Below are 25,014 nucleotides of genomic sequence, written 5' to 3' on the forward strand. Positions count from 1 at the left end.
CATACAATGTTGCAACAGTTGGAAAGCGTAAAATCTAAATGGGGTGGCAAAAGCCAAGTCGTAGACCGTTGGCTGTTAGACAGGCAAGCCCTATTAGTCTCGTACTGTGAACTTGCTGGCATTAACAACCATAGCGAATGCTTGCCCGATGCCGATGATATAGCGAGCTTTTGTAGTGCTTTACTTGATTACCTTTCTGCAGGCCATTTCGAAGTTTTTGATATTTTAGTTGAAAGCGACATCGAAGGTATAAAACTGCGTGATAAACTTTACCCCAGATTGACAAAAACCACTGACGCTGCACTGGAATTCAATGATACGTTTGCGCAAGCAGTGACGCCCGAGCAGGCTGCAGGCTTCGATTCTGCCATAGCCAAGCTTGGAGAAACATTAGAAGAGCGTTTTGCCTTGGAAGATGAGTTAATTGCTCACGTTCACACAAACAAACGTGATCCAGAAGTGACGCTTTAATATAACAATGAAAGTCGAGTTTACGGTTATCATCAATGAACAAAACCACACTTATCCATAAGGCACGCGCGTATTGTGAACAGCGCGGCGCTAGATTTACACCGCTTAGAGAAAAGGTGTACGAGATTCTTGTATCAAAGCACGGCCCCATGGGTGCTTATGAACTACTCGACTCATTAAAAGAAACGGAATCCAGTGCAAAACCTGCCACCGTGTATCGCGCTTTAGATTTTCTTCTCGATTTTGGTTTCATTCATCGCTTGGAGTCTACCAATGCGTTCGTAGCCTGTTACCATTTCGGATGTAACCACCCCGTTCAGTTCTTAATTTGTGACAGCTGTGGTGATGTTGCTGAGATACAATCTGAAGGTCTTCAAGATACCCTCGATAATCAGGCCAAACAGCACGGCTTTAAAGTCTCAAAACAAACGATCGAGGCCCATGGATTATGTGCCGACTGCCAACAAACCGAAGAGCACACTGACCAGGAGAGTGTACATGAATGCTGATTTTGTGAACCCTTTTATTGCCGGCCTGCTAAACGTGCTAGAAACGATGGCACAAACAAAGTTGACACCGGGCAAGCCCAAACGCAAACAGAGTGATATCGCAAAAGGTGACGTTTCTGGTTTGATAGGCATGGTAGGTCCAGACGTTCGCGGTTCTATGTCTATCACGTTTGATGAATCACTTGCCCTTACAATTATGGAGCGAATGGTTGGAGAGCGCCCTGAAAAACTCGATGCTGAAGTGGGTGATATGGTTGGTGAAGTTACCAATATGATTTGCGGAAACGCAAAACGAGATCTTGCAGAACGCGGGTTCGAGTTTGGAATGGCGACACCTATCGTTGTATCGGGAAAGCAACACACTATCAGCCATCAGGTTGATGGCGCTAAAATTATTCTCCCCTTTATGTGTGATGAGGGATTAGCGCATTTGGAAATCTGTTTTGACAAATAATTTCTGGCACTCTGAAAAAATTACACTCGACAGTTACCCCAGAGGATTTCACCTAATAACCGACCAGGTGGAATCTGCGCTACCGAATATTCGCCATATTGAAGTTGGGCTGCTACACCTATGGCTTCAGCATACCAGCGCAAGCTTAACGATAAACGAAAATGCCGACCCTACAGTAAGGCATGATATGGAAGCTTTCTTCAACCATAGTGTAAAAGAAGAACTTTCTTTTTTCAGGCATACTTATGAAGGTAAAGATGATATGCCTGCTCACTTAAAATCGAGTATACTAGGCTGTCAACTTACCATTCCTGTCCAACAAGGCAAACTTGCACTTGGCACGTGGCAGGGTATCATGCTCGGTGAACACCGAGATCATGGTGGAAGACGAACAATTATTGCCACATTACAAGGGATCGCAGCCTAACCCATATTATAAATGGCACAATTTGTGCTAGCAAATATCGCTAAGCACAACACAAAATTATCTAAAATCGATAATCACTCAACGTTAAACAGGATGTGACTATGAAACAACACTTTAAAATGGCAGCGCTATCTCTAGCTGTACTTTCATCTACCAGTGCATTTGCTCAAGACTCTTCTGAGCCAGAGTACAAAAGCTGGTTCGGTATCTCGGGCATGCACTACAATACTGACGAGTCGCGCCCTCTTTCTCTTACCGAAGGTGAAGTATACGACGACGGTTTAGGTGCAACGTTCGAATACGGTTTCCGTTTCACCCAAAGCTGGGCTGCTCGTGTAGAATTCACGAAATTGTCTGTAGATTTCCGTGATGGCGGCGACGACAGTGGCGAAATGACTGGTGTTGACGCGCTATACTTCATGCCGGATGACGCATGGTTTGTTTTTGGTGGTGTTAAGCGCCAATCAGTTGGTGACTCTACAACACTTGGTAACATTGGTATCGGTAAACACTGGAAAGTGGGTGAAACAGCTCGCTTAATTACAGAAATTGCTACATATCATGACTTTGGTGAAAGCTATAACGACTTCAGTGTAAAAGTTGGTCTTGCGATTCCATTTGGTAAAGCGACACCTTCTGCTCCTAAAGACAGCGATAACGATGGCGTTGTAGATGGCAAAGATCAGTGTCCAATGACTCCAGCTGGCGTTCGCGTTGATGCAACTGGCTGTAGCGTTGATAACGACAACGACGGCGTTCTAAACAGTGTTGACCAGTGTCCTAACACTCCAGCTGGCACTAAAGTAGATGCTAAAGGTTGTGCGCTTAAAGATGCTGACAACGATGGCGTTGTAGACAGCAAAGACATGTGCCCTGATACACCAGCTGGCGTAAAAGTAGACGCTAAAGGTTGTACAGTATTTGACGAAGAGACAGTAGAAATCACACTACGCGTTCTATTCGACAACGAAAGCGCTGTTGTTAAAATGCCTAAAGATCCAGAAATCTCTGAATTTGCTGAGTTCATGAAGCAGTATCCTTCAACAACTGCAGTAGTAGAAGGTCACACTTCTGCACCAGGTTCTGAAGCGTACAACATGGACCTTTCTAAGCGTCGTGCTGCTAACTTCAAAGAAGTAATGGTGGACATGTACGGTATCGACGGCTCTCGCCTAGAGACTATCGGTTACGGCGAAACTCAGCTTCTAGACAATGGTAAGAATGCTGAAGCACACCGTGTTAACCGTCGCATTTCAGTGACAGTTAAAGACACAGTGAAAGTAGCTGAAGAAAAGTAATTCATACTATATTGACTAGTCCTGAAATAGGTTGACACTTATTTCGGTTAAAACGCCCGATGTATTTCATCGGGCGTTTTGTATTTAAGAGCCAGATGTGGCCTCCTACCATTATAGATTGTTACTGACTCTGCAACCATCTTTCTCGCTTCTTCTAAATCTCTTGGCTTATGGAGTAAGTATTCATTTTTAAGAATACCGTTTATCCGCTCTGCAAGGGCGTTTTGATAGCAGTCGTAGCCATCTGTCATTGAGCACTGTACATCATGTTTTCTATGGAGTTTTTGATACTCTTCTGAGCAATACTGTATACCTCTGTCAGAATGATGTACGAGTTTTTCGTTTGTACTTTTTTGTTTAAGCGCTCGAGTAAATGCTTGCTTTACTGACTGCGTTCGCATGTTATCGTCGACCTGATAGCCCACAATCTTCCGCGAATAAGCATCTGTAATGAGACTCACATAACTCTCTCCAGTTCGCGTCGGTAAGTACGTGATATCCGCTACCCATAGCTGATTGGGTTTATCCGCTTTTAACCCCGCTTTAATAAGGTTGGGATGACAGCGGAACCGATGATGACTGTTCGTTGTTTTGTGATAGGCACGCTTTGTAGGCACTAATAGACGCCTTTCTCTTAGTAAATTAAAGAGATGATCCCTACCAATATCTATTTTTACGAGCGCAAGAAGATACTGTAATTTCCTAGCACCGATGCGAGGTTGAATCATTCGCTCATGACGTACGAATTGAATGACTCTAGCCTCATGCGCTTCGCGCTTGATTGAACGAGCACAATGTTGGTAATAGGCCTGGCGAGAAATATTCAGATAACGACAAGCTTTGGCTACGGAAACCCCGTCTATCACTTTTTCCTGGATGACTTTCTTTTGCGCTTTTTTACAACGCTTACTCCATAATCAGTTTCAAGAACATTCACGACGGCTTCAAAGAAATCAGCTTTCATTTTCGTATCAGCAAGCTCTTTCTCCAGTGCCTTAATACGCTGTTCTGGAGTGAGCTCTACTTTGGACTTATCCACGCAGTTACCTCGTTTAAGAAACTCAGGTGTACCATCCGTCCAATTTAAACGACCATGCTTACGAAGCCAAACTAAAACCGTTGAACACCCCTGAATTCCGTAGTGGTCTTGTGCTTGTTTATATGTGAATTCGCCTTTTTCAACTTGGTCTACAACGGCCAGTTTAAAAGCGAGGGAATAATCGCGTTGAGTTCTTTTGCTATTTGATTTCATTACACTCTCCAAATTAAGTTTGAAAAGTGTCAACGCTATTTAGGATGGGTCATATGAATTGAAGAAGGCGCCGAAAGGCGCCTTTTTTGTATCTATCGACCCATCCTAAATAGCGTTTTGCAGAAACGAATGCTTCACGCTATTGAATCAAAGCTTGCGAGTCTGTTAGACAATCAACTGAAGTGAAGAAAATGCATTAATACTCATCTGCGATGGCAGGGCCTGCGTAGTTATCAAAACGCGAAAACTGACCCTGGAAGGTAAGTCGACAGGTACCGATCGGACCGTTACGTTGTTTACCAATAATGATCTCAGCAATACCTTTATATTCACTGTTTTCGTGATAAACCTCATCACGATAGATAAACATGATAAGGTCGGCATCCTGCTCGATTGAACCAGATTCACGAAGGTCAGAGTTAACGGGGCGTTTATCGGCACGTTGTTCTAGCGTACGGTTAAGCTGCGATAGTGCGACTACGGGCACTTCCAGTTCTTTAGCCAGCGCTTTCAATGACCGTGATATTTCGGCAATTTCTAATGTACGGTTATCGCTTAGCGAAGGTACACGCATTAGCTGAAGGTAATCCACCATGATAAGGCTAATCCCGCCGCGCTCCCGTGCAAGCTTACGGGCTCGGCTTCGCACGTCCATTGGTGTTAGACCGGAAGAGTCATCAACAAATAAGCTGTCTTTGTCTTTGAGCATAGCCATGGTGTTGGATATACGTGCCCAGTCCTCATCATCTAGCTGTGCAGTACGGATTTTAGTTTGGTCTACGCGACTTAACGATGCCAACATACGCATCATGATTTGTTCAGAAGGCATCTCAAGACTGAAAACCAGTACTGGCTTTTCTTCTGCCATCATGGCGTTTTCAATCAAGTTCATGGCAAAAGTGGTTTTACCCATTGATGGACGCGCCGCCACAATGATAAGGTCCGACGGCTGCATACCACTGGTCATTTTATCTAGATCGGTAAAGCCCGTTGTAACACCCGTTACTTCTTTATTGGTTTTTACCAACTCTTCAAGACGGTCGATGGTCTTACCTAAGATAGACTCGACATCGCGAGGGCCTTCGTTTTCACCGGTTCTTCGCTCTGCTATTTCGAAAACTTTACTTTCAGCAAGGTCGAGGATATCTGCGCTGTCACGGCCTTCAGGGTTATAGCCTACTTCAGCAATTTCGTGTGCGACACCGATAAGTTCACGAGTAATAGCACGCTCGCTAATAATCTGTGCATAAGAAACTACGTTTGCAGAACTTGGGGTGTTTTTTGCTAGCTCGCCGAGATAAGCAAAACCACCCGCATCTTCCAGTTCATCGTGCTTTTCAAGCTCTTCTGATACGGTAATAAGATCTATCGGCTGACTGCTATTGAGCAATCGTGTGATAGCACGGAAGATTATTTGATGTGAACGATTGTAAAAGTCGTTATCGGTAACGAGTTCCGCGACCTTATCCCAGCTTTCAGGGTCGATAAGCATGCTGCCTAAAACAGACTGCTCGGCCTCAATGCTATGAGGGGGAACCTTCAATTTATCAACATTTTTATCGTTGTTAGACGCAGACGCCACAAGTAAAGCCTATTCCAATGCACAAAAGTCAGTTGGATATTATGCGCTTTTAACGCACATCTCTCAACAAAGGAAGCAGGTCTTTTATCACGATAGCCTAAAAAGGCAGCTTAGGCTAAAGCGTTTTTTCTAGCTTCAAAAAAGTGCCATCTACCAAGGTATAAGTGTTGATATTTTCTTGAAAAATTAGTGTCGACCCCATGGTGGCGCCGTTATCTGAACAAGCCAAACTCACTTGGATGATTGGGTCATCACTGAAGTCTAGCGACGACGGCGATGCGCCAAAAGTAGCGTGAAAGTCACTTCCACTCATCTCTTTGGATGTATAAATAGGCGACTCGCAAAAGGCTTGATCAAGTTTCGCCGTATCTTTCTCGTAGGTTACAGAGCGCCCAAGAAACTGCTCTGATTCAGCTGTTGAGTGAGCGGTAATGCCTACGTTGTAAGCTTTAGTAACAACCCAGGTTCCTTCGTAATAAGCGGGCTCTTGAACAGCACAACCTAAGGTTAGCGCACATATCCCAAACGCACCGATAATTAGGCTATGAAATCGCCAAAACCTTTTGACGTGTCCAACAATACTCAATTTACTCTCCGTAGATAAAATTTATTAAAATCAGGTGGTTTAACGTAAAAGCTATATAAAAAGTTCACTTGAAGCCACTTGAGTATAGAGCTTTAAACTTTCCCTATAGTTCTAACTAAGCGTCCAAATATCAACATTTAGCGACTAAACAAAAAAAGCTGCGTTTATACGCAGCTTTTCTATCACCACCACATACGCTAATTAATAAATGTGGTCTAAATTACTTTTTTCAAGCTAAAGTCCCTATCAAGCTTACTATAGCTTATTCATTTTCGATCTATTTCTATACGCCCGTGTACCGTTGAAATATCGACGCTCGCAGCACCGCCATTGTGTATAAAGCGCAACCAGCTTCCAGGCCCATACTTGGGCTTTTGTGCTTTTTCGCCGCTAATATTATTCACAATATTTCCACCTGCATGTGTCTCTATATCAAACTGGGCTGATACATCATCTTGAAAAATAAATTCCATCGCACCACCAACCGAATTAGCTTTAATGCTGCCGTTCGCATTCAGCCCTAATTTTGCAAAAGTACGACCGTTGACTGTATTTATCTGCAAGCTATCAATATTTTGCAACGATAGATCAATACGTCCATTCACTGTCTCAATTGACAAGTCAGGGCTGCTTGATGCGATATCGAGCTTTCCATTTACCGCCGTAAAACTTACAGGCGTGCTGCCTTCGTGAGTAGCTTCTATATCGCCGTTAACCGTGCCTGCTTCTAACCGGCCTCTGACGTTCTTTAATAAAATATCGCCATTTACAGATTCAACCTCAACGCGCTCGCCAATGTTTTCCAGTGTCACATTGCCGTTGACGACTTCTACATCTACCGCTTTTGTTATTCCTTCAGCTTTCACATCTGCGTTGACTGCAGTGTAATGAAGATCGCTTGCCGATGGCACGTAAATTATCAGGTCATCACCATCTAGACTCTTCTGATACCAGCTCTTTGAGCGGTGCTCCACCTCTACGTGAATAACAACAACATCTCCGCGCTTTTCAAAAATAAATTCTTCGGTTTGATCACCAAGCTCCCCTGTTACCCGTACCTGAGCTTTATCCCATACTCGGATGTCAGCCTTTCCATCGATATGTTCAATATCAACTTTAGGAGAGGATGAGGTATCAATGGTTTTATCAACTTTTTCACCCGCAAAGGCGGCAGTCGCGATGCTTAATAATGCCGTAGTTAGCACAGCTTTAACCCTGTTCGATGTGCTGAACGTGTGCGTTAACTTATCCGATATTGTGTTTTTCATATTTTTAGTCATTTTAAAGCCCTTATTAAATTTGCTGCCACTTGGGCGCGTGCACTCGCTCAATTAAGGCAATTTGCTGTTGATATACATGATGCAGCATCTTTATTAATGCTGAGTTGTCTGGATCGTCTTTTAACGCCGCTTTAATAACATCCGCGGCATCATCTAATTCTTTCAGCTGCTCCTGCCAGTCTTGGGTTAGCGCAGGTGTACTTTCATAACTTGCTAGCAGGCTGTTAACTTGCTGCTGCTGTTGGCTGCTCATTGCGTCAATTAACGCGTATCCACTGCTTCGACTTTCATCGCTTTTGAACGCAAAGGGAGCAGCAAACCACAAGACAGTGACCAAACAAACACTGGCAGCTATAGCCATCCATTGTCTTGAAGTTACCGTAGAACGTGAGCTCTCTTCATTTGAAGCATCGCTCTGTTGAGACGCTATGCCTAGCTCAATTCCACGCCATAGGTCCCTTTCTGGCTGCTTCTCTTTCGATAACCCAGACACATGCTGAGCAAGCTTGTCATCAAAATCACTCATCATCGACTCCCATAAAATCTTTCAATAATTGCTTAGCACGGAAAAATTGCGCTTTGCTTGAGCCCACTGCCATATTCAACATGTTGGCAATGTCTTCGTGTCGGTATCCTTCAAGTGCGTGAAGTACAAAAACCATTCTGGCGCGCTCTGGTAGGCGAATAATCAATGCTTCTAAATCCACATCGGTACTATTCTCTTGAGCCGGCATTTCACTAATGCCGCTATTTTCCAAGTTAAACATGCGCTGCACCCAGCCTTTCTGTTTGCGCATGTAAGAGATGGTAATGTTTGCCGTTACGCTATGTAGCCACGTAGAAAACTGGCTTTGCCCGTCGAAATTATCGAGCTTTTTCCACAGCTGAATAAAGACTTCCTGAGACGCATCTTCTGCCATTCCTTTTTCACCAGTAAGCCGATAACACAGTGCGTAGACTCGGCCAACATATTCGTCGTAAAGAGCTCTAAACGCTTGTTTATCGCCCTCTTTCGCCTTACATATAAGCTCGTGTTCGCCTTTGTTACCAAACACCACATTGGCGTGTACAACACGTTGTTGTGTGTGTTCCATTTTTTTCTCTTTGTTATTTGTGATGCTGATTAGCATTAGCACTTGTTAGTGTTATAAGGTTAGTCGTACCCTATAGTAGAAAGGTTTAAATACACAAAAATATTTTTTGGAGTTGCCATGTCTGCCACCTTTACTGTTAACGCTTTGTTTGCTGGAAAACCTCAGCCACTTGGGCCTCGTGGGGCACCAAGTAGCATTGTTAAAACCTCCGCCGAAAAGTTAACGGTGCATATGGACAGAACCGATGAAGACGAACAGGCCAACAAACGCCTTCACGGTGGACCGGAAAAAGTGCTACATCAGTTCAATCCGACCAACTACCTGACGTTAAGAAAGCACTTTCCTGAAGGCGAATTTTCGCTGGGCAGTATTGGCGAAAACATCAGTGTAGAGGGCATGGACGATGCCACCGTTTATATCGGAGATACCTGGAAGTTCGGCGATGTAGAGCTGCAAGTAAGCGCACCGCGTGCTCCTTGCAATAAAATATCTCAACGCTTTGGCATTCCCAACTTAGATAGATTTGTTGGAGAGCGAGGCATTACTGGCTGGTATTACCGGGTGATTAAAACCGGTACCATAAACGTTGGCGACGAAGTAACACTACTGCACCGTGAGGACGATACCGTTAATGTCCACACTTTAATGCAGTGTGCCCATACGAAAGCCGACAAAGCATTGGCTCAAAAGCTAGCTAAGCTAAAACCGCTTGATGATGAGTGGCGCGGAAAATGCCAAAAGATTGCGGATAGAGTTGCGGATAAATAGAATAGTTTGAGTAGATAGCCTTGCCATCTCCGTCTTGAAAAAGAGGTAATTCATTGTAAAAAAACGGAGAAACTTCATTTTCTAGGCGGCGAAGTATGGGAGGCAATTTTGATGGCGTATTTACATAAACCCAAAGTGCACAGCGTTTTGAGTTACAGGAAATGTAATAGCCCACCTCTTCTTTAGCGTACGGCTCGAAAATTTGATTGAGTGCGTTATGCATTGAAGCGTACTGGTAATTCTCGGAATTAGAAAGCAGGTACTCCATATTAACCCTGCAGTTGTCTATGCAGCTTTTATAAGGCGCTGAGAGTTGACCAGGCCGCTCGTTTATCAGATATATCCAAATTCCGAGATAACTGCAAAGTACAATAGATAAAGTAATAAAAGCACTACTTCTTAGTTCAGACACTTTCAATCCTTGAAAATAAAACCAGTTCTTATTTGATTAAAGAATAACCACAATAGTAAACTTGGGCAAGTCTATTAGTAATAATACCTGTATAACAGATAGCTATTAAAAAGACACTTTCTCACCTTCATTCAAAATAATCCATGGCATTGAAGGATTGAGCTGCTTTTTCATTTTCATCAGTCGAAACAGCGCAGAATGTGAGGTTTTGTCGCCCATCATCCATGTGGCGTTTCCAAAGCCCCAAGGCACTACGACTCTACAGCCTAGGTCTTGGGCCGCAATAATGGCATCTTCTGGCGTAGTATGTACCTTGCGATACCATTTAGGTGAGGTTTCGCTGAAATAAGACGCTATGGGTAACAGGCAAACATCAATATCACCAAAGCGAGCTTTAATATCTTTGAAGTGAGGTGAGTACCCTGTATCCCCCGCAAAAAATAAGGTGTTACCTTCATGTTCAAAGACCCAGCCACCCCACAATGTTGCATTGTCGTCCTCGTATAGATACGGCACCCAAATTCGGTTACTGAAATGATGGGCAGGCACGAAGTGAATAGCGGTGTTGCCTACGTTTTTGCTGGTATACCACGCCATCTCGCTAATGCTATAGCCTCTGTTAGGGAAGTGCTCTGCGAAACCTAACGGAACAAGATATTCGGGATTTGTGCCTAAATTGGCAATATCGGCTTTATTAAAATGATCGTAATGAATATGGGAATAGACCACTGCACCGGTTTGAGCGAGTTTGTCTTCATCTACCTTAGCGGGTTCGTTGCGGCTGAACCCTTCTGCCAGTCGAAAAGCCCAATTAACGGGCCAATCAAACTGCCCAAACACAGGGTCAATAAGTATTTGCTCACCACTTGCGGTGTTTAGTAAAAAACTTGCGTGCCCTAACCATGTGACATTAAAGCCGGTGTGTAAGTTCACTGGCGGGTTGTTGCCAACAAACTGACAATTTTGCATGTCACTTTCACATTCGATATCTGCAGACGCTGGGTAGCAATCATCAGTACAGGTGACGGGGTAAGTCTTAAAACGGCCGTAAATATTGCTAAATCTATCCTCGAAGCCCGGTGTATCAGAGTACTTAATTACCGCTTCGTCACTATCAACCTGAGTAACCTTATTCGGCATTGCGCACCCTGTCACAATAATTGAAATTAAAACAGTGGCTGCAACAGTCGCTAAAAACGTCCTCTGCTTTGTTAGCTTATCTAAACAGCTCATCATTTTTAGTATTCCGTCCTTGTAATTCAACTCTTGCAGATAAAGGCTTAAATCTGTCGCTATATCTATATTCCATTAACTCCCTTATAAGAAAGCCGCTTTTGAAAAGCTTGCGCTAGAACACAGCATCACGATAGCCACCATTGTAAGACAAGAAAACAATCGCTTAACAGTAAATTTGTAACAAGATAAAAAGTCGAATAGAGCAAAACCGAGAAGTTGCAAATGATAATTATTATTAATAATATAAACTAAAATTTATTTCTTAAGCCGTTATGTGTAAAACCCGAATACTCATTATTGAAGATGACGCCACGTTAAGTGAACAAATTACTCAGCTACTGCAGGCTCGAGGATTTGACACTCGCCATGAAAACGATGGTCATGCCGGATTGCACGCTGCGCTCGAGGAAAACTTTGATCTTGTGTTACTCGACATACGCCTTCCATCGTTAAATGGTCTCTCATTACTGCATCAACTCAGGCAAATTAAACAAACACCCGTAATGATGATTACGGCATCTGGTGCCGAGCAAGAGCGAATTGAAGGCTACCGCAAAGGCGCAGATGACTACTTACCTAAGCCCTTCAATTATACAGAAATGATGCTTCGCATCGACGCAATACTAAGGCGTAGCAAAGCGATGAATAGTTCGGGTACGCAAAAGTCAGAAATATTAGTTGATGTGCTTTACCTAAATCGCATTCAACAAGTAACTAAGTATCACGCTAAATTGCTCGAATTCACCCCCATACAATTTAAGCTTCTGTGGATGCTTGTAGAAAACAAGGGCGAAACCTTGAGCAAAGCATTTCTTTACCACAGTGTGCTCAATAAACCCTTTTCTCGATATGACCGAAGCCTAGATATGCACCTTTCTAGAGTACGCAAAAAGTTAGTTGAAACGGGTATGCCCCCTGAGCGCCTTGCCACGGTTCATGGACAAGGATACCGCTTTTCGTGAAAAATAAATTGCTTTGGCGGCTATGTGCATTCATCGCTGTTGGCACTGTTTTGCTATTTTGGGCCATTGCTTGGCTTACTAATCACACCGAAACTAGCATGAGCTTTTTAGATAAGGCTCATCAAGAAACTCTTTATACCTATGGAAAGAATGCCGAAAAAATCTATCTGGAAAAGGGAGAAGAAGGGTTAGCCGTTTTCTTAAAAGAGATAAGAGCGAAAGAGAACACCTGGCTTGCTGTGCTTAACTCTGAAATGACAACATTCGCTGATACCAAGATGTTAGATGAATTTGCAGATAGGTTTCAAATTGGGCGCAGCCCTGAATGGAAAATACATTTGTATTTCTCTGAAAACCCTGTAATGGAAGTGCCTTTTGTAGACAACAACACGCACTTTTTGATTCAGCTTCCACAGCGGATGCGCCCAGGCTCGTTATTACTCGCCACCCGTCTATCATTACAAATTGCACTACCCCTAGTCATACTAAGTCTATTGAGTTTTATGCTCTATCGGCATGTTATGACACCACTTAAGCAGCTAGAAAAGGCAACAAAAGACTTTGCTAACGGTAACTTAGAAGCTCGGGCAATGGCTACGATGCCCGAGCGAAATGATGAACTGACTACACTAGCTCAAACCTTCGATAAAATGGCGCAAAGAACGAGCAGTCTCATTTATAACCAAAGAAGTTTGCTTGCAGACCTTTCTCACGAGCTTCGCACGCCTCTTGCCCGCATTGATATGGCAATAGACTTTGTAGAGCAAGACATTAATCGTGAACAAGCCCTTTCACGCCTGCGCTATGAAGCAAGTACGATGAGAGAGCTTGTTGAAGATACCCTAACTTTTGCATGGCTAAATACAGAATCTCCACAATTAAATAGCGATGACTTTGACTTGGTAGAGTCTCATTAATGTTATTTGTGAAGATGCCCGCTTTGAATACCCTGATAGAACCTTATGCGTAAGCACGCCGGAATGTGCGAGTATAGAAAAAAGCAGTCAGCTTGCTTTGGGGCAGGCATTAGAGAATATTGTCCGCAATGCTTTGCGCCATACTCCGCAACAAAGCAAAGTAAGCGTGACCTTGGTCAGCGATAACAATAACTACGTTATCACTGTTACAGACGAAGGCACTGGTGTCCCTGAATCAATGCTTGACGCCATATTTGAACCTTTTTTCAGGGTAGACAAGGCGCGTGCAACGAAAAACTATGTTCATGCTGCAAAGCGCTCTGGGTTTGGCCTTGGGCTTGCGTTGGCGAAACGCCAAATTGCCGCTGTAGGCGGTGACATATCTGCGTGCAATCGCGCAAGTAAAGGCGATGAGCAGATCAATAACGCTTATCTAAATAAAGATGCAAGCGCAACCAAGCAGACAGGACTGATGGTCACCATCACCCTGCCTAAATTTTCTGATGCGGCTTTCGCAAATTGAGAAGCCTTTTCACACCAAGTAGTGTGCCGGTATAAACTAAGATACAGCAAAGCAAGCTAACCAATCCTGCTATAGTCTGGCCTACAAAGCCAAAGTATTCTCCGGTATGTAGAAACCGAGAAGTGCCCCAAGCCTGACTTCCTTTTGGCCAATCTGTTTTGTGTAGAACTTTAGCGATTTCACCAGTACCTGTGTCGAAATACAGAGAATATGCTAGCTCTTGACGGTGCCCGATACTCTTATCAATATAAAATCGGGCAACGCCCTCACTTTTACCAATTTCCATCCACATGGAGTACCAATCCTGATAGCCATGCTCATTGGCATGTTGCCGCGCTTTATTAAATAACGTGTGGTAACTCACAACGTCGGCGTCTAGCGTTTCGGGCATTGCCTTCTTTTCACGAGCAGGTACTTGTTCACCATACATGCCATACAGTGCCTTGTTAGCCCATTCAAAATAAAACAGCGTAGCCGTCGTTCCAATCACAAGTAAAAAAGGCAGTGACCACATACCAAAAACAAAATGCCAATGTCGGCGTCGATGTTGTTTGTTTGTGTATTTTTGCCGCAACCACATTTGCTGCTTTAAGGACTTTTTCGATATGTGTTTTGGCAACCAAATGATGACACCCGATAACAGCAAAAAAATAAAAATAAGATTGCTATAAGCCGTTATGGTTTTGCCAATTAATTTGTAATCGCCTTCCATTAAGAGGTATCGATGGAGGTCAGTGATGAAATGAAATACTTCTTCAACAACCCCTTCTCCCTCTCTTAATATGTCTCCGGTATAGGGGTGAATAAGATAACTATGCTCGCCCGCCCACGCCGGAATGGCCGCTCCTTCGCTATTTACCCATCGAACGAAGATATGCGCTTCGTCAGGGTGCTTTTCGCGAAGTATTGATACAACTTGGTCAGTCGAGATCACCGGCTTTTCAATATCAATGGTTTGCGCATAAGCCATTTCACTTAGCTCTTTAAACTGGCGCTCGTAAGTTAGCAATACCCCAGTAAAAGCCATGATAAAAACGACAATGCTGGCCAATAAGCCAGCAAATAGGTGGGCCCAAAAGACCCACCTTTTAAAAGTGGAAAAGTTCATTTAATAGCGTTACTTAGAAATCGTAAGTCACTGATAAACGGATATCTCGCCCAGCTTCTTGCGGACCAACAACGCTTGGGAATACTTCGCTGTAATCACCCACACTTGAATGGTCGATATAGGCTTCATCAAACAGGTTAGTAACAGCAAGGTTGACGCTAAGATCATTCGTTACTTCCCATTCGCCATAAATATCCACTAGGGTATAGTCTGCTTTGTTTAGTGAATACAGCGAATCAGTCCAGCCATTTTCTAAGGCCTGATGAAGGGTATCTATGTTGATGTCGTCAACCATAGTAATGTTGAAGCCAATGCTGATGTCAGCCGTTACGGTATAATCTGCACCAAGCACCCAGGTATCGCCGCGGCTATTACCTAAGCCAACAAACTCGTACCCGTTAATATCGATGCTGTTATACGGTACGCTGTACAGATCTTCACGAGGCATCAACTCAACGTCTACGCTTGAAAACCCAAAGTACAGGTCAACAGAATCCCAACGGTACGCAAGGTTAAACTCTACGCCAGATGATTCTAGGTCGCCGATATTATTAAATACCGAGTTACCTTGATAACCGCTAAATAGCACATCATCAATGGTAGATTCATAAGCGCTAAGACGCGCGTTTAGATTATTGGCACTGTATTCAATTGACGCTTCGATATTGGTAACAGTTTCAGGCACCACGTCGCTAGCAACAACAGGAACGTCTTCGCCATCGTATAAGTACTCATCTAGGGTGAAGCCATCACCAATTTGCTTGCCGCGCGCCGCTTCTGCGTAGCCAAGACCAAGGGTCCAAGCTTCGGTAAGCTGATACTCAAGACCTACGTTAAAGCTGAGCTCATCATCGTCTAGCCCAGATGGCTCATCGGTAACGGGTGTGCCGTAATAGTCATCAATAAGAATTTCTTGCTGGAAGTCAAAATCGTCATAACGAACGCCATAACTTAACAACAACTCTGGCGTAATGTTGCTATGAGCCTGAGCATAGATACCTAATACGCTGCCTTCTTCTGCATTTTGAACAGGGCCTGTTCCTGGGCCGCTCTCAACTTCGTCTTTGCGATAATCGATACCATAGGTAAATACATGATTGGTAACGTCGCTCGTATTTCTAATATCAAACCCATAGGTATCGATATCAGATAAGAAGTCAAAGCGACCGCCACGGAATGACGATGAAGTTTGATATGCCGTAGCCTCTAAAAACACCATCGCACTGTGGTCAAAACGATAGTTCGCAACATAGGTGTCACGCTGTGCTTCACTAGGATAAAGCGGGGCACCTTCTAGTACTACCCAGTTAGGTCTTGCCGAAAACTCACCTTCTTCATCGCGCTGCTCTGCGCTTATCGAAAGGTATTGATTATCCGCAATGTAGCCACTGGCTTTAAGGAACATGAGATCTTGATCTGCGGCAGTGCCTAGTACTTCATTGCCGTCACCGTCTTCAAAGTTATCTCTGTCAACCGTGCTGTAATAACCTAGTAAGCCCCAAGTGTCGCTTAGCTTTCCATAAAGGCTACCACTATATCGGGTACCATCGTTTGAGAAATAACTCGCTTTTACTCGACCACCAAATTGTTCGTCTTCTTTTAATAAATCCTGTGCATCTTTGGTCTTGAAGCGAATTGAACCGCCTATAGCACCTGGGCCGCTGGTTGCTTCACCGGCACCAGCCTGCACATCAATTTGCTTTAAAAGATCAGGGTCTAAAGTAACGCGACCAATGTGGTGAAACAGCGTTGAGGTTTGCTGCGCGCCATCTACGGTTACATTCAAGTACGCGTCTTCTAGCCCGCGAATAAAGATTTTTTGTGCTACACCCACTGAACCGCCAACGCTGACCGACGGCGACTCTCTAAAAATATCCGCTAAGTCATTTGCCTGAAACTGGTCAATATCTTCCGCAGTAATGCTCAAGTTAGTTGCTGCGCCTACCACAGCAACTCGCTCTATAGATTTGGCTTCTTCGTTTTGGTTTTCTAAGGATTGCGCGAATACTACTGGGCTGGATAGTGTGCACACTGCACCAGCTAAGACTAACTTTTTCAAGGGTAACTCCATTTGACAATCAACAATTACAAATAAGAAACATTCTCATTAAGTTTTGCCTAAATGGATAGCACTTTTACAATTGTTACACTTCCTCAATTTTTCGCCGTCAAAGACTTCCGCTCATCGCTGTAGCGCACTTTCTGGCCCGCACGTAAACGCTCTGCCCCCCTCACAACAACAGAACGCTTCGGGTTCACATCACCAAACACTTCAATTCTATCGCCCATGCCCACCCCGGTTGTCACCTTCACTTGCTCAGCTTCGTTATTTTCGTTTAGCTGATAAATAAAAGTGCCCGACTTTCTTAGTACCAGTGCATCGCGGGGTATGGTGACACCATCATGAGTATCGCTGCTAGGCAACGCCACGCGCACTGCACTGCCTATTGGAAAATCGCCTGGGTTGATAGCAATTCGTAGCTCCATCATACGCGATGCACTGTTGCCTACCGGTACAATGGCACGAATAGATTCTTGTACTTGGTTCACGTTATTGTGAACGGTTACGCTCATGCCGTTAGCAATATAGGGTAATACGTTAAGGGGGGCGCGCACCTGAACTTCAACGCTATCAGGGTTTACCACGCGAAGCAGGGTTTGCCCTACCCCAGTATATTCGCCAGGCGACTGCAACCTTTCAACCACTAAGGCTGTAAAGGGAGCACGAATACTGCTTTGTGCAATCTGATATTCGGTAAATTCTAAGTCCAATTTGGCTTGCGCTAATTCTTGTTTAGCATTCTCTAAGTCAGCTTCCACTTCCTCTAACTCACCTCTGGACGTGTTTTGACTGGCCTGAAGATTTTTGTACCTTGTAAGACGTTTGGTAAACAGTTCAACCTGCGACTGCCATCTGGCAATATTCGAGGCATTTTGATTGCGGGTAATGCTTAAGCGAGTATCGTCGACTTTAACTAAAGGCTCCCCGGCTTTAACCACGTCACCTACCTCTGCCATCCAAGTAATGCGACCGTCTATCTCAGAAGCGAGGTTTGCATCGATAACACTTAGTACCGTTCCAGGAACCCAGGTTAGTTGTGAAATCGCTTGCTCTCTTGCTTCATCTATTTGAACCAGCACCGGCGGTGGTTGATTGCTATCCTGTGCTTTTACGCTCAACGACACACTGCCTGTAAGCAAGGCAAACAAACTAAGGGCGAGAGTAGAAGTCATTGCTTTCATGGTTGTCTTTTCCTTACACATGGTCGTTGTATTTGTTTTGTTTTACGGTGGATGAGGTAGTCGGCGAAGCGCCAGATCTCTCTATGCGCTCGGCCAGGGGTCTGAGTATATTTACAGATGACTTTGAAGCCGTCATACGCAGTAAGGTGGGCAGTAATAGCAAGGTAAATAGGGTACTCACCGTCATTCCTCCCACAATAACAGCCGCAAGACCTCGGTAAATAACGCTGCCTGCTCCAGGTAGTAACAGCAGCGGCAGCATGCCAAAGATTGAGGTCAGCGTGCTCATAAAGATAGGCCGTAAACGAAGTTTGATGGCTTGCTCTACCGCATCATCACGGGTCAGCCCTTCTTGCTCTCCTAGGCGAGTCTGATGCACAAGTAAAATGGCATTGTTCACCACGAGCCCTAGCAAAATTATGAAGCCAATCATGGTTAACAGGTCCATGGGCTGGAAGGTAAATATATTCATAATACGAATAGCCATGACGCCACCTACCGTAGCAAGCGGAATTGAAAGGACTACCAGCACGCTGTCTTTTAGCGACTTAAACAAACCCGCCATCAAAAGTAGCAGTAGCACCATGGCAAAAAGAAAGTTGTCTGCCATAGAGGCAATAGCGCCTTTTAAGCTATCTGCGCTGCCGCCGTAATTGATAGCGCCATCGGTTGGCATCATAGCCATAATCGCAGGCTCAACTTCAGAGGTAATCACTTTCATGGCTTCTTCTAAACTCATGCCCTCTGGCGGATTAACGTTTAGCGTAAGGGTTCTGCGGCCATCTATACGCTGAATACGGCTTGGTCCTACCGCTCTTTCAATACCTACAAGGTCACCTAATTGCACCACCTCGCCTGATGGCGTCATAACCGGCGTGCTGTTCAAGTCTTCTGGTGTATACCAAGGTGCTGAGCGGAAGATAATATTCATGCGTTTAGTACCATCGAAGTATTCCCCCACATACATCCCATCACCCATGGCGCGTACCAAGTTGCCCATATTGCCGCGATTTAACCCGACTTCCATCATTCGGCTGTCATTCGGGTAAAAGCGTAGCTCTGGTTCAGCTTGCTCTAATGGAGGGTTCGAACGCGCATTGGCGTTGGGGAAAACTTCTCTCAATTTGTCTAAACCTGCTTGCGCAGCGATGCCGAGCATGGCCTGATCGGTGCCTTGTAGATGAATGTCGATTGACCTACCGTTTCCAAAGCCACCAAACAAATTACCTTGCTGCGAAAAGGTTTGTGTATCCGGCAAATCCTTTAAAATTTCATCGCGAACAATAGCTTCTAACTCTTTGACCTTAGACTGATCTTTAGCGCGCACGCCTAAATTTCCGCCATTTGGCCACGTAATAATGTAGTAGTTCTTAAGCGCTGGCTGCTTTTCTCCGTCCATATAGGGCTGCAGTCGCTCAACGATAATTGGCATCACTTCTTCACTAATAAAGTTTTCACTGGCACCTGCAGGCAAACTTAAGAAGGCGTCAACGGCATCGCGTTTTACGGGCGGCAAATAATCCATGGAAGGCATAAGCAAAACACTACCTGTAATAGGCACGCCCATGAGCGTTATGACTAATACAAGGCGGCGAAGCGGCGTGCTTGATAGCGACATAATAGCGCGGGTTATCTTAGCCCATACCCGCTGTAAGCTATCAGCTGGCATGTTGCCATTAAGGTATCTAGCGGCAACGACAGGCAATACCGTTACCGCAACCACTAACGACATACACACTGCAATGGCAATGGTAAGAGCGAGGTCAGCAAACAATTGCCCTTCAACATCTTCCAAAAACATGACGGGAATAAAAATGGCAACGGTGGTGGCTGTTGACGCCATGAGGGCACCAAAAACTTCCCTCGTTCCCCGATGGGCACAATCCTCCATGTGCGTTTGTGAATTTGGGTTGTTATTGTCGACTACGGTTTCGGTGTTCTTGCGCGTTCTTACAATGTTTTCCAGCACGACAATCGCGGCATCTAGCACCATACCTACCGCAAAGGCGAGTCCTGCTAACGAAATGATATTGAGCGAGCGACCAGTAATCTGAAGCACCACAAAAGTGCTAAGTAGTGAGATAGGAATGGCCAATGCCACAATGAGCGTTGCCCGCAGCTGGCGCATAAAGAGCCAAAGTACGGCAATAGCAAGCAGCACGCCTATAAACAAATTGCTGGTAACTAGCTGCACCGCTCTATAGATAAATACTGAGGCATCGAAGCTTTGCGCCATCACTAACTGTTCAGGGGCCAAGTCCTGTTCGTTTATTTGCGCTACTTTTGCTTTTACGGCTTCTAAGGTAGCAAGAACATTGGCGTTGTTTTGTCTGTCTACGCGAATAGAGATAGCCGGATTGCCGTTTTGCACACTGTAGTTTGCACCGTCAGCGCGGGTGATTTTAATTTCGGCGATGTCATTTAGAGTAATTGGGCTACCATCTCGCCATTCAAGGATCATTTCACCCATTTGCTTAGGCTCGTAACGACCTTCAAAACGCAGGGTATAGCGTCTTCTACCCACATCGACAAAGCCGCCTGAAATATCATTCGCACGACCCAACTCGTTAGCGACTGCCGTTAGGTCAATGCCTAACTGCGCCGCTTTAAACGGGTCGAAAACAATTTGAAACTCCTCGACGCCGCCAACCCCGCTTTCCATACGCGCTCTTGCAACACCTGGGATAGATTCAAGCTGAGGTTTAATGACATCAGTAAAAAAGGCGACATAGGTATTAATTTCGTTTGGATTGCCCGGTAGGCGCTGAAGAAAAAAGTAGGTCAAAGCGGGCGCATCTCCCCCACTTCCAGCAAGCATAATATTCGGCGATAGTGCATCGCGAGGGAGTGGCGGCACACGGTTCATGCGGCTAATCACTTCAATGAGCGTTTTCTGCATGTCCGTATCTAAACCAAACTCTAGGTTTATCCACGCGTTGCCTTGGTTTGCCCATGCATTCATCGACTCAAGGCCTGGAATTCCCTGCAGCACTTCCTCTTGAGGCTCAATAATTTCCGACTCGATCTCTTGGGGCGACGCAGCGCGCCAAGAGGTCTGGATATTAATATTGGGTCGTTCGATGTCAGGAAATAGCTGTACCGGTAAATTAAACAGGCTATATAGACCTAAAAATACCAGTAGCGTTATTCCGATACCTACCCCAGTCGCGTTTTGTATTGCTTGCTTAGTGATGTCCATAAGATGGCACTTATGCTTTTTATTGTCTGATTTACTATAGGTCGCAGTAATGACAGAAAAAGTTTAAAGCTATGACGTTAAGAATTTCAGCGACTATTAACATTTTGTTTAAACACCGTTTAAAAACCGTTATTTGTCGCAGATGAGTGGACCTCAAAAATACGCAATTTGTCGGCGCTGGACATATTTGCTTACACCCATCGTTAATTAGGCGTCGCAACGTGGAGTGAGGGTAGGGATATTTTAAACTCGCCCTTCGGGAAGGTCTGGCAAGCTTCACTCTGGGAATTTAAAAAGCAACGGCCATTCCTGCATTCCCACGCTTTGCTAGGAAACTTGCCAGCGCTCTGGGTGGGCAATCATCTATGCGGATTGGTATTGCTCTTAAGTATCGGACAAAAATTTAGAGCAAAAAAAAGCCGCTCTAGGAGCGGCTTTTTCAAATACGTCAGCGATTACGCTTCAGCAATGATGATCACTTTGATTGAAGTGATAACGTCAGAGTGAAGTTGTAAGTCGATGTCATACTCACCAGTCTCACGAAGAGTACCAGTAGGTAGTTTAACTTCTGCTTTTTGTACTTCAACGCCAGCTGCAGTGATTGCATCAGCGATGTCACGAGTACCAACAGAGCCAAATAGTTTACCTTCGTCACCAGCAGGAGCTGCGATTGTAACTTCAGCAAGCTCAGCAACTTTTTCAGCGCGTGCGTTAGCAGCAGCTAGTTGCTCAGCAATTTTCGCTTCAAGCTCAGCACGACGTGCTTCGAACTTTTCAACGTTGTCTTTAGTTGCAGGAACCGCTTTACCCTGTGGGAAAAGGAAGTTACGAGCGTAACCAGACTTAACAGTCACTTGGTCGCCCAGGCCGCCAAGGTTGGCGATTTTATCTAGTAGGATGATATTCATCTTAGCTAACCCTTATATTCGCCAAATTACTTATGTGAATCAGTGTACGGAAGCAACGCAAGGAAACGTGCGCGCTTGATCGCAGAAGACAGCTGACGCTGATATTTTGCGCTTGTACCAGTAATACGGCTAGGGACAATTTTACCGCTCTCAGTGATGTAGTTCTTAAGAGTAGCGATATCTTTGTAATCAATCTCAGTCACACCTTCTGCAGTGAAACGGCAGAACTTACGACGTCTGAAAAAACGAGCCATGGGTGATCTCCTTAAGCGTTGTCTTCAGTGGTTTCAGTTTTCTTTTCCGCGCGATCTTGGCGAGGAGCAGAATCGTCACGACGCTCACGACGAGGCTCTTCTTTCATCATTGGAGAAGGCTCAGTCACAGCAGTCTTAGTGCGCATAACCATGTTACGTAGGATCACGTCGTTGAAACGGAAAGCATTTTCCAATTCATCAACAGCTTCTGCAGACGCTTCAGCATTGATTAGTACGTAGTGGGCTTTGTGCAGCTTTTCAATTGGGTAAGCCAGTTGACGACGGCCCCAATCTTCTAAACGATGAATCTGACCACCGTCTTGCTTTAGGATTGTGGTATAACGCTCGATCATACCAGGTACTTGTTCACTCTGATCAGGGTGAACCATAAATACGATTTCGTAATGACGCATTATAGCTCCTTACGGTTGTAGCCTCGACAGTACAGCCGACTGTATGGAGACAAGGAACGAATTGGGATGGCTGTAAGGGCGCGCATTATACGCACACAAACATCGTTGCACAAGCATTAATCAACTTTGGCAATTATTTTTGCGCTTACTATTATTGACAGAGCTCGTATTGACAGCGCTTGTATCAATAGCGCTTCGCGGTTATTGCGAAACGCTTTCAAATGGAATAGAAGAAACACGGGTTAAAGGAAAGCAAAGGGTAAATTCTGTGCCGTTAAAATCAGAAGTCACGCTCAGCGAACCTTGGTGCGCCCTTGCAATTTCTGATGCGATAAATAACCCCAACCCTAGCCCGTCGTTTTTTGCACTGCTTTCTTTACGCCAGAAAGGCTGAAAAAGACGCGCCTTAGACTCATCAGGTATTGGTGTGCCGCTATTTTGCACGCTGAGAATGAAATCGTTTCGGTTGGTGATGACTTTCACATATACCGGATGCGCTTGGTCGCCGTGAACCAGAGCGTTTTTCAATAAATTAGATAAAAGCTGACACACCCGTTTTTCGTCACAGACCAACTGCTCGGTAATATCGATATGTGTTCTGATAGTGCAATTAGGATAAGCAGTAGCTAGCTCTTCAGCCGTATAATTCAACTGTTGCGCTAAACTAGCTGCTTCGGCCATTTTCACAGGTAGCCCTTCGCCCATACGGCTATGAGTAAAGTCCATAGCATCTTCAATTAAACGCGTCATCCTCTGCACACTATTCTTCATTCTCGATACAGCTTTGAATACAGGTACTTGAACCGTACTGGCTATTTGACTGTCTTTTATTATGTCGTCAAGAAAGCTGATACCAATTTGAATGGACGATAAAGGAGTTCGAATATCGTGGCCTAAAATAGCAATATACTGCTCTTGAAGGCGGGCAATATTTCTTGCATCGGTTAGCTGAGCCTGTGAACGCTCCATTTGGTCTTTTAATAAAATTTGACTAGATATAAGCTTAGCAAATGCACTAATTTGCCCGTGAACAAGTTCGCTACGTAACTCCCTAGGTTCTGGGTCTAGACCGCAAAGCGTTCCAAAAAACTCACCGTTTGCATCATAGATAGGGTAAGAAAAATAACTCTCAAAGCCAGACATAATAGGAATGGGATTATCACAATATTTACTATCAGCAGAGGCGTGATTAATGACTATCTGTTGTTTGCTCGCCCTTACGGTTCTACAAAAAGTGGTTTCAATTTCTAAATGATCGCCAGGTGTTAACCCAAACTCAGCGTTGTCCAACACGGCACACATCGTCCATGCTTCTTCTGTGACTCTAGCGACACAGATGAAACGCAAATTTAAGCTACTGGCTAATATTTGCATTATATTAGGTATAGCATCGATTGCGTCTATAGCTTGAATGTCTTGCTGAACAGCTTTGCTCGCTACCATAACTTTAGAGTTCCTTTTTCGAGAGCGTGCTAATTAACGCTATATTTCTACTGTTCTAGGTATTTCGGACGCTGAAATACCTTACTAATTTGCTGCTTCCGCAAAGTTTAAATTCAAACGCAATTGAAGCTACCAACTTATAATAAAGTACAAACCTCGGCAATGTTACCTGTAATAATGAAAAAATCACCTCAAAACTGTTTATTTATACAGTATTTTACTGTACAGTTTTTGTGTCTTTAATAAACAGGGGACCTACCATGGCCATTACCACACAGTATGTTGTTACGCACAAAGGGGTAGAAAAATTGGTAACTACCGACAAAAAAGAAGCGGATCAGTTCGATAAGATGCTCGATGCAGCAGATAACCTCGCTGAATATATTCATGCTAAAGGCATTAAACTAGACGATAGCGTGGTTGAAGAACTCACAATCATGCTGGCGAAAAACAAAGATAAAGTCGGCAAAATATTTAAAGGCGCTACAGCAGAAAGCGTATTAGAAGATGAAAGCGCAGAAGTAGTAAAATTACAGGCCAACGGCTGATAATGTAAGCTCGACTCGCCCTCTATGTCGTTATGATGAACAATAAGTGAGAGCAACTGCCGCTTTAAATGCGTAAGTTCTGATAACATGTCTTTGCAAAGTGATGTTATTTGATAACATCACTTTT

Annotated in this window: 23 protein-coding genes and 1 pseudogene; 9 read left to right on the forward strand and 15 right to left on the reverse strand. The window is 44.4% G+C overall.

Annotation, left to right across the window (positions count from 1 at the left end; all coding sequences use genetic code 11):
- The first annotated feature begins 6 nt into the window (after window positions 1–6).
- From rsd to ACYX4W_RS01965, 5 genes are all read left to right on the forward strand, one after another.
- Window positions 7–471: a sigma D regulator gene (rsd, locus tag ACYX4W_RS01945; RefSeq protein WP_474804055.1), complete on the forward strand. Its 465-nt coding sequence runs from the start codon at window positions 7–9 to the stop codon at window positions 469–471.
- 35 nt (window positions 472–506) lie between these two features.
- Window positions 507–980: a transcriptional repressor gene (locus ACYX4W_RS01950; protein ID WP_474804052.1), complete on the forward strand. Its 474-nt coding sequence runs from the start codon at window positions 507–509 to the stop codon at window positions 978–980.
- Complete coding sequence (locus ACYX4W_RS01955; RefSeq protein ID WP_118491578.1) at window positions 970–1,434, forward strand: chemotaxis protein CheX; 465 nt, start codon at window positions 970–972, stop codon at window positions 1,432–1,434. Before ACYX4W_RS01950 ends, ACYX4W_RS01955 begins: the two co-directional genes overlap by 11 nt.
- Window positions 1,424–1,861, forward strand: a complete 438-nt coding sequence (locus tag ACYX4W_RS01960) for a secondary thiamine-phosphate synthase enzyme YjbQ (protein WP_474804049.1) — start codon at window positions 1,424–1,426, stop codon at window positions 1,859–1,861. The genes ACYX4W_RS01955 and ACYX4W_RS01960 overlap by 11 nt, the downstream gene beginning before the upstream one ends.
- A gap of 101 nt (window positions 1,862–1,962) precedes the next feature.
- Complete coding sequence (locus ACYX4W_RS01965; protein ID WP_476074521.1) at window positions 1,963–3,159, forward strand: OmpA family protein; 1,197 nt, start codon at window positions 1,963–1,965, stop codon at window positions 3,157–3,159.
- Between the two features lie 47 nt (window positions 3,160–3,206).
- Here the strand turns inward: ACYX4W_RS01965 and ACYX4W_RS01970 are convergent.
- The 6 genes from ACYX4W_RS01970 to ACYX4W_RS01995 all read right to left on the reverse strand — a co-directional run bounded on the left by ACYX4W_RS01970 (window position 3,207) and on the right by ACYX4W_RS01995 (window position 8,953).
- A protein-coding gene (locus tag ACYX4W_RS01970; protein WP_476074522.1) for an IS3 family transposase occupies window positions 3,207–4,411 on the reverse strand; the annotation gives its coding sequence in 2 pieces (ribosomal slippage) (window positions 3,207–4,039 and window positions 4,039–4,411; 1,206 coding nt in all).
- A gap of 196 nt (window positions 4,412–4,607) precedes the next feature.
- Window positions 4,608–5,993 (reverse strand): replicative DNA helicase, encoded by a 1,386-nt coding sequence (dnaB, locus tag ACYX4W_RS01975; protein ID WP_179984856.1) that lies wholly within the window; start codon window positions 5,991–5,993, stop codon window positions 4,608–4,610.
- A 115-nt stretch (window positions 5,994–6,108) separates the two neighbouring features.
- Complete coding sequence (locus ACYX4W_RS01980; protein ID WP_476074523.1) at window positions 6,109–6,579, reverse strand: hypothetical protein; 471 nt, start codon at window positions 6,577–6,579, stop codon at window positions 6,109–6,111.
- A gap of 266 nt (window positions 6,580–6,845) precedes the next feature.
- Window positions 6,846–7,859 (reverse strand): DUF4097 family beta strand repeat-containing protein, encoded by a 1,014-nt coding sequence (locus ACYX4W_RS01985; RefSeq protein WP_474804039.1) that lies wholly within the window; start codon window positions 7,857–7,859, stop codon window positions 6,846–6,848.
- Between the two features lie 13 nt (window positions 7,860–7,872).
- A complete protein-coding gene (locus ACYX4W_RS01990) occupies window positions 7,873–8,385 on the reverse strand; it encodes a hypothetical protein (RefSeq protein WP_474804036.1) in 513 nt (170 codons plus the stop codon).
- Complete coding sequence (locus tag ACYX4W_RS01995; protein ID WP_179984859.1) at window positions 8,378–8,953, reverse strand: RNA polymerase sigma factor; 576 nt, start codon at window positions 8,951–8,953, stop codon at window positions 8,378–8,380. Before ACYX4W_RS01995 ends, ACYX4W_RS01990 begins: the two co-directional genes overlap by 8 nt.
- Window positions 8,954–9,070: 117 nt before the next feature.
- On the opposite strand from ACYX4W_RS01995, the gene ACYX4W_RS02000 reads away from it, so the two are divergent.
- Entirely contained in the window at window positions 9,071–9,721 is a 651-nt protein-coding gene (locus ACYX4W_RS02000) for an MOSC domain-containing protein (RefSeq protein WP_474804032.1), read from the forward strand.
- A 517-nt stretch (window positions 9,722–10,238) separates the two neighbouring features.
- Here ACYX4W_RS02000 and ACYX4W_RS02005 read toward each other — a convergent pair.
- Window positions 10,239–11,369 (reverse strand): MBL fold metallo-hydrolase, encoded by a 1,131-nt coding sequence (locus ACYX4W_RS02005; RefSeq protein WP_474804030.1) that lies wholly within the window; start codon window positions 11,367–11,369, stop codon window positions 10,239–10,241.
- Window positions 11,370–11,641: 272 nt separating this feature from the next.
- On the opposite strand from ACYX4W_RS02005, the gene ACYX4W_RS02010 reads away from it, so the two are divergent.
- Both ACYX4W_RS02010 and ACYX4W_RS02015 read left to right on the forward strand, forming a co-directional pair.
- A complete protein-coding gene (locus ACYX4W_RS02010; protein ID WP_474804027.1) occupies window positions 11,642–12,331 on the forward strand; it encodes a response regulator transcription factor in 690 nt (229 codons plus the stop codon).
- Window positions 12,328–13,771, forward strand: a pseudogene (locus ACYX4W_RS02015) (sensor histidine kinase). The gene ACYX4W_RS02010 and the pseudogene ACYX4W_RS02015 overlap by 4 nt, the downstream one beginning before the upstream one ends.
- On the opposite strand, the gene ACYX4W_RS02020 reads toward ACYX4W_RS02015, so the two are convergent.
- From ACYX4W_RS02020 to ACYX4W_RS02055, 8 genes are all read right to left on the reverse strand, one after another.
- Window positions 13,740–14,879, reverse strand: a complete 1,140-nt coding sequence (locus tag ACYX4W_RS02020; RefSeq protein ID WP_474804020.1) for a PepSY-associated TM helix domain-containing protein — start codon at window positions 14,877–14,879, stop codon at window positions 13,740–13,742. The pseudogene ACYX4W_RS02015 and the gene ACYX4W_RS02020 overlap by 32 nt on opposite strands.
- A gap of 13 nt (window positions 14,880–14,892) precedes the next feature.
- The gene (locus tag ACYX4W_RS02025; RefSeq protein WP_474804017.1) at window positions 14,893–16,938 is read right to left on the reverse strand and encodes a TonB-dependent receptor; all 2,046 of its coding nucleotides are present in this window, start codon (window positions 16,936–16,938) and stop codon (window positions 14,893–14,895) included.
- A 95-nt stretch (window positions 16,939–17,033) separates the two neighbouring features.
- Window positions 17,034–18,122 carry an efflux RND transporter periplasmic adaptor subunit gene (locus ACYX4W_RS02030; RefSeq protein ID WP_474804014.1) on the reverse strand — a complete coding sequence of 363 codons (1,089 nt, stop codon included), beginning with the start codon at window positions 18,120–18,122 and terminating at the stop codon, window positions 17,034–17,036.
- Between the two features lie 13 nt (window positions 18,123–18,135).
- Complete coding sequence (locus ACYX4W_RS02035; RefSeq protein ID WP_474804012.1) at window positions 18,136–21,321, reverse strand: efflux RND transporter permease subunit; 3,186 nt, start codon at window positions 21,319–21,321, stop codon at window positions 18,136–18,138.
- A gap of 455 nt (window positions 21,322–21,776) precedes the next feature.
- A complete protein-coding gene (gene rplI / locus ACYX4W_RS02040; RefSeq protein ID WP_012519953.1) occupies window positions 21,777–22,229 on the reverse strand; it encodes a 50S ribosomal protein L9 in 453 nt (150 codons plus the stop codon).
- 26 nt (window positions 22,230–22,255) lie between these two features.
- A complete protein-coding gene (gene rpsR, locus ACYX4W_RS02045) occupies window positions 22,256–22,483 on the reverse strand; it encodes a 30S ribosomal protein S18 (RefSeq protein WP_012519954.1) in 228 nt (75 codons plus the stop codon).
- Window positions 22,484–22,494: 11 nt separating this feature from the next.
- The gene (gene rpsF / locus ACYX4W_RS02050; protein ID WP_014951120.1) at window positions 22,495–22,896 is read right to left on the reverse strand and encodes a 30S ribosomal protein S6; all 402 of its coding nucleotides are present in this window, start codon (window positions 22,894–22,896) and stop codon (window positions 22,495–22,497) included.
- A 201-nt stretch (window positions 22,897–23,097) separates the two neighbouring features.
- Window positions 23,098–24,339, reverse strand: coding sequence for a GAF domain-containing sensor histidine kinase (locus ACYX4W_RS02055; protein ID WP_476074524.1), 1,242 nt, complete (start codon window positions 24,337–24,339; stop codon window positions 23,098–23,100).
- A gap of 260 nt (window positions 24,340–24,599) precedes the next feature.
- Between ACYX4W_RS02055 and ACYX4W_RS02060 the strand changes: the two genes are divergently transcribed.
- Window positions 24,600–24,887 carry a YebG family protein gene (locus tag ACYX4W_RS02060; protein ID WP_476055573.1) on the forward strand — a complete coding sequence of 96 codons (288 nt, stop codon included), beginning with the start codon at window positions 24,600–24,602 and terminating at the stop codon, window positions 24,885–24,887.
- Window positions 24,888–25,014: the final 127 nt, after the last annotated feature.

Source organism: Alteromonas sp. ABH4_454 (assembly GCF_056311775.1).

Excerpts from the sequence above, each read along its gene's own strand:
- rsd (WP_474804055.1), top strand. The coding sequence starts at position 7 with ATGTTGCAACAGTTGGAAAGCGTAAAATCTAAATGGGGTGGCAAAAGC.
- ACYX4W_RS01950 (WP_474804052.1), top strand. The coding sequence starts at position 507 with ATGAACAAAACCACACTTATCCATAAGGCACGCGCGTATTGTGAACAG.
- ACYX4W_RS01955 (WP_118491578.1), top strand. The coding sequence starts at position 970 with ATGAATGCTGATTTTGTGAACCCTTTTATTGCCGGCCTGCTAAACGTG.
- ACYX4W_RS01965 (WP_476074521.1), top strand. The coding sequence starts at position 1,963 with ATGAAACAACACTTTAAAATGGCAGCGCTATCTCTAGCTGTACTTTCA.
- ACYX4W_RS01985 (WP_474804039.1), bottom strand. The coding sequence starts at position 7,859 with ATGACTAAAAATATGAAAAACACAATATCGGATAAGTTAACGCACACG.
- ACYX4W_RS01990 (WP_474804036.1), bottom strand. The coding sequence starts at position 8,385 with ATGAGTGATTTTGATGACAAGCTTGCTCAGCATGTGTCTGGGTTATCG.
- ACYX4W_RS01995 (WP_179984859.1), bottom strand. The coding sequence starts at position 8,953 with ATGGAACACACACAACAACGTGTTGTACACGCCAATGTGGTGTTTGGT.
- ACYX4W_RS02000 (WP_474804032.1), top strand. The coding sequence starts at position 9,071 with ATGTCTGCCACCTTTACTGTTAACGCTTTGTTTGCTGGAAAACCTCAG.
- ACYX4W_RS02005 (WP_474804030.1), bottom strand. The coding sequence starts at position 11,369 with ATGATGAGCTGTTTAGATAAGCTAACAAAGCAGAGGACGTTTTTAGCG.
- ACYX4W_RS02010 (WP_474804027.1), top strand. The coding sequence starts at position 11,642 with ATGTGTAAAACCCGAATACTCATTATTGAAGATGACGCCACGTTAAGT.
- ACYX4W_RS02020 (WP_474804020.1), bottom strand. The coding sequence starts at position 14,879 with ATGAACTTTTCCACTTTTAAAAGGTGGGTCTTTTGGGCCCACCTATTT.
- ACYX4W_RS02030 (WP_474804014.1), bottom strand. The coding sequence starts at position 18,122 with ATGAAAGCAATGACTTCTACTCTCGCCCTTAGTTTGTTTGCCTTGCTT.
- ACYX4W_RS02035 (WP_474804012.1), bottom strand. The coding sequence starts at position 21,321 with ATGGACATCACTAAGCAAGCAATACAAAACGCGACTGGGGTAGGTATC.
- rplI (WP_012519953.1), bottom strand. The coding sequence starts at position 22,229 with ATGAATATCATCCTACTAGATAAAATCGCCAACCTTGGCGGCCTGGGC.
- rpsR (WP_012519954.1), bottom strand. The coding sequence starts at position 22,483 with ATGGCTCGTTTTTTCAGACGTCGTAAGTTCTGCCGTTTCACTGCAGAA.
- rpsF (WP_014951120.1), bottom strand. The coding sequence starts at position 22,896 with ATGCGTCATTACGAAATCGTATTTATGGTTCACCCTGATCAGAGTGAA.
- ACYX4W_RS02055 (WP_476074524.1), bottom strand. The coding sequence starts at position 24,339 with ATGGTAGCGAGCAAAGCTGTTCAGCAAGACATTCAAGCTATAGACGCA.
- ACYX4W_RS02060 (WP_476055573.1), top strand. The coding sequence starts at position 24,600 with ATGGCCATTACCACACAGTATGTTGTTACGCACAAAGGGGTAGAAAAA.